Genomic DNA, 3,415 nt, shown 5'->3' on the forward strand with positions numbered 1-3,415 from the left:
GTCTTTGGAGACACCCAGAGCATTGGCAGCGGCCCCATATCCCATGCCTTGCTCGAAACACTCAACCAACTGCTCACGCTGCTGCTCACTTAGCGAACTTCGTGCTCTCAATGAAAACTACTCCCCACTAGTCGATAACTGACTTCTCAGTCCAACTAATGGGGAGCAGTTCATTGTGTAGTGCGGGTTTTCGCTTTGGTTGGGGCGCGTAGTCCAGGGCGGAGTCGGCTGTGCATGAATTTAAAAAATCGTGCACAGACGCACTAGTTTCCCAGGACGTGTTACCAACTTTCGAAAACCGTGCACAATTTCCGCCGGGATCAAGCCCAGAAGTCCGTCTAAAAAGCCAACTGGCGCTGACCACACCCCAAAACGCGCTCTGATAAGCGTAAACTCGATACACAGCAATCCCTAGAAGCACCAGAAACGAAGGAGCCACATCCATGACGGACATCCAGTTCATCGCCACCGCTGACATCGCTGATATTCATGACAAGGATGTGCAGAGCTGCGACATCCAGTTCCGCAACTATGGCGGCAAGGTGGAGTTCTGCGGTGAAATCCAGACAATCTCCTGCTTCCAGGACAACGGCTTGGTGAAAAAGACGTTGAATTCCCCGGGTGAGGGCAAGGTGCTGGTTGTGGACGGTCACGCCTCCATGCACACGGCTCTCATGGGTGACATGATCGCCGCCGCCGGCGTGAAGAACGGCTGGGCCGGCGTGATCATCAACGGCCCGATCCGTGATTCGGCTGAGGTGTCCACCATGGACTTCGGTTGCAAGGCCCTGGGCACAAACCCGCGTAAGTCCAACAAAGATGGTGTGGGGGAGCAGAATATCGTGCTGCGCCTGGGTGGCATCGAGTTCGTCCCTGGCCACTATGTTTACGCTGATTCGGACGGCGTCGTCGTGTCTGAGAACCCGGTGGAGCCGAAGTAGATAAGTGCCTGAAGGTCATGTTCTTCATCGCCTCGCACGCCAGCTGAACACGGAGTTCGGCGGCCGCGAGGTTGAGGTCACCAGCCCGCAGGGGAGGTTCGCTGAAGAAGCCAAGCTTATCGACGGCGCCGTCCTCACCACCGCCCACGCCCACGGCAAACACCTTTTCATCTCCTTTGAAACGGATGAGAAGGACACCTGGGTGGTGTATATACATCTTGGGCTGATTGGTTCACTGCGCTTTGAACCGGCGGAAGAAGAGTGGGGGCAAATACGCCTTCACATTTCAAATGGCACCATCGCGGCGAATCTGCGAGGACCCCAAGCATGTCGGTTGTTGCGGCAGGGGGAGGCGGACGCGATCTCGGATAAGGCGGGCTTCGACCCAATCGTGGAGAAAGAGCCGCCTGAGGCCTTGTTCGAGCGGGTCTCGTGCTCACGTCGCACAATTGGGTCACAGTTGATGGACCAAAAGCTCTTCGCTGGTGTGGGCAATATTTATCGTGCTGAGGTGCTATTCCGGCAGGGGATTCACCCGTCGGTGCCCGGAACGCAGTTGACCCGCAGCGAATTCAATGCGGTGTGGACGGATCTGAGCGAGCTCATGGATTACGGCGTCGACCACGGCCGAATCGATACCGTCCGCCCCGAACACACCCCGGAGGCGATGGGCCGGCCCCCGCGCAAAGATGACCACGGCGGCGAGGTGTACGTCTACCGCCGCGCCGGCGACCCTTGCTACGTGTGTGGAACGCCCATTGAGATGAAGGTGGTTGAGGGCCGCAAACTGTACTGGTGTTCGCGCTGTCAGTAGGCTAAAATTCCCTTTACCTGCGTCACCAATGGTGATAGGTTGACCTCATGAGGCTCACTATCAGGTTGGACGATGACGTGTACATGGCCGCCAAAACCACGGCCGCGCGGCAGAACTCGAGTATCGGTCATGTCATCAATGAGCTTGCCCGCGATGGCTTGAAAGTGGTGCCTGACCAGGAACCTTTCCGCCAGAAGACCTTCAACATGGGCATGAAGGTGGATTGCACAAACGTGAGTGAGGTCCTTGGTCTGCTCGATGAGCAGGAATACTCCGATGATCGTTGACGCGAACGTCCTGATCTACGCTGTCGATTCCAGTTCGTCTCATCACCGCGAAGCCTCCGACTGGTTGGAATCAGCACTAAGCGGTCCAGAGAGAGTTGGGCTCCCTTGGGTATCTCTCATCGCCTTTCAGCGTATTTGTACAAACCCGAGGCTTTTTGACCATCCGCTTTCTCCGGCAGCAGCATCAGATCTCATAGACGCATGGGCCGAACACCCCAACACATGGATCCCAACCCCGAGCCCCAATCATGCTCATATCCTGCGGATGCTCACTGTGAACAATGAAGCTGTGGGCAACCTGGTCACCGATGCCCATCTCGCTGCCCTTGCCATCGAGCATGGCACTTCAGTGTGTTCATTTGACCGTGATTTTGCCCGCTTCCACGGGGTTCAGTGGGTTAATCCCCTCGACCGCTAGAGTTAACGCGCCTAGGGTGGGGGCATGCTTCACGCCTACACAGTTGAACAGATCCGTGCGGCCGAAAAGCCACTGCTTGAGGCCCAGACTGCGCCCGATGATCTGATGAAATCCGCAGCTCATGCCGTGTTTGAGGCGGCAGGGGCGATGCTTAGGTGGCCGGATACTGTGGGGGATTTCCGGGAGTCACCGAAGTGTTTGCTGCTCGTGGGCAAGGGCGGCAATGGGGGTGATGCGTTGTATGCCGGGGCGGAGCTGGCCCTGGCGGGACACGCGGTGGATGCGTGGTTGGCGTGGGGGAGTGCGCATGAGCCGGCGTTGGAGGCGTTCATAAACGCCGGTGGCACGGTGCTGGAGAACGCACCCGAGGATTGCCGCGATTACCGCCTCGCCATCGATGGACTGACGGGAATCGGGGGCGCGGGTGGTCTGGATGAGCAGGTCGGACAGGTGCTCGACGGTCTGGCGGACTGGTACGTGCACGTGCTGGCGGTTGATGTGCCGTCCGGTGTCAACGCGGATACGGGCGAGTGCGGGGACATCCACGTCACGGCGGATGCGACGGTGACATTTGGCGGATGGCGCCGGGCGCATGGTTTGGCGCCGGAGTGTGGGATTCAGTTGTTAGCGCAGCCGTCCATCGCCGATGGCCGCTCCATCGCGGATGAGCTGGACGTGGGCGCCAGCGATACTGTGCTCTTCCGCGCCGTCCCAGGCGAGACACCCCAGCCGTGGCCGGACAGCCTTGACACACTGCCCGCCGACAATGAACCGCTCATGGAGCCAGGGTTCTACGACGACAAGTACACCGGCGGTGTCGTGGGTATTCGCGCTGGTAGCGCTACGTATCCCGGAGCTGCATTGTTGGCCACCACTGGTGCAGTGCGCGCCACACCGGCGATGGTGCGGTACGCCGGGTCGCAGGCGGGGGAGGTGGTGCGGGGGCTGCCGGAGG

The 3,415-nt window shown here is 59.2% G+C and carries 5 protein-coding genes; all 5 read left to right on the forward strand.

All coding sequences use genetic code 11. The features are described 5' to 3' along the window. Window positions 1–443: 443 nt before the first annotated feature. Entirely contained in the window at window positions 444–941 is a 498-nt protein-coding gene (gene rraA / locus F4V54_RS10490) for a ribonuclease E activity regulator RraA (RefSeq protein WP_150387102.1), read from the forward strand. A 4-nt stretch (window positions 942–945) separates the two neighbouring features. Beyond that, the gene (locus F4V54_RS10495) at window positions 946–1,755 is read left to right on the forward strand and encodes an Fpg/Nei family DNA glycosylase (protein ID WP_150387103.1); all 810 of its coding nucleotides are present in this window, start codon (window positions 946–948) and stop codon (window positions 1,753–1,755) included. A gap of 47 nt (window positions 1,756–1,802) precedes the next feature. Continuing rightward, window positions 1,803–2,042 (forward strand): CopG family transcriptional regulator, encoded by a 240-nt coding sequence (locus F4V54_RS10500; RefSeq protein ID WP_150387104.1) that lies wholly within the window; start codon window positions 1,803–1,805, stop codon window positions 2,040–2,042. After that, window positions 2,014–2,460: a type II toxin-antitoxin system VapC family toxin gene (locus F4V54_RS10505; protein WP_249041292.1), complete on the forward strand. Its 447-nt coding sequence runs from the start codon at window positions 2,014–2,016 to the stop codon at window positions 2,458–2,460. Before F4V54_RS10500 ends, F4V54_RS10505 begins: the two co-directional genes overlap by 29 nt. A 24-nt stretch (window positions 2,461–2,484) precedes the next feature. Next, a partial coding sequence (locus F4V54_RS10510) for an NAD(P)H-hydrate epimerase (protein ID WP_282958593.1) occupies window positions 2,485–3,415 on the forward strand: 931 nt, incomplete at its 3' end.

Origin of the sequence: Corynebacterium tuscaniense, from assembly GCF_008693065.1 — a bacterium.
GTDB classification, from domain to species: domain Bacteria; phylum Actinomycetota; class Actinomycetes; order Mycobacteriales; family Mycobacteriaceae; genus Corynebacterium; species Corynebacterium tuscaniense.

Bases quoted from the DNA above. Each gene is read 5' to 3' on its own strand.
- rraA (WP_150387102.1), top strand. From the start codon at position 444: ATGACGGACATCCAGTTCATCGCCACCGCTGACATCGCTGATATTCAT.
- F4V54_RS10500 (WP_150387104.1), top strand. From the start codon at position 1,803: ATGAGGCTCACTATCAGGTTGGACGATGACGTGTACATGGCCGCCAAA.
- F4V54_RS10505 (WP_249041292.1), top strand. From the start codon at position 2,014: ATGAGCAGGAATACTCCGATGATCGTTGACGCGAACGTCCTGATCTAC.